At 48.6% G+C, this 519-nt stretch carries 1 protein-coding gene; it reads left to right on the top strand.

All coding sequences use genetic code 11. The annotated features are described in order from the left end of the window. Positions 1–461: GTP cyclohydrolase II (gene ribA / locus R7Z77_RS28395; RefSeq protein ID WP_318137441.1), on the top strand; the 461-nt coding region annotated here is incomplete at its 5' end. Positions 462–519: the final 58 nt, after the last annotated feature.

Raw genomic sequence — 519 nt, 5'->3', positions numbered from 1 at the left:
AGTCTGAATGTCTCACTGGGGACGCACTATTTAGCACCCGCTGCGATTGCGGTTTTCAGTTAAATCGTGCGTTGCAAAACATCGTCGAAGAGGGCAGCGGCGTGCTGCTCTATTTGCGTCAGGAGGGACGTGGCATCGGTTTAATCAACAAAATTCGCGCCTATCACTTGCAGGATGATGGTGCGGATACCGTTGAGGCGAATGAGCGTTTAGGGTTTGCTGCTGATATGCGAGACTATGCGTTTTGCAAAGGGATGTTAGAGCATTTAGGGATTGACGAAGTGCGTCTGATGACCAACAACCCCCGTAAGCTTGCGGCTTTGAAAAACGCGCACATCAATGTCGTTGAGCGTGTGCCACTGCAAGAAGGTCGCAATCCAAGCAACCAACACTATCTAAAAACCAAAGCAAACAAATTAGGGCACATGTTTGATCCCCATTTTGTTGATCAAACGGAATGATCGTTTCTGGCGGGTATCAAATCGAATAGACAAAAACGCCAGCTTGAGAAGGCTGGCG

Source organism: Vibrio sp. 1401 (genome assembly GCF_033340295.1).
Note: the sequence above shows the minus strand (reverse complement) of the source record. Positions and strands in the feature narration are given on the sequence as shown.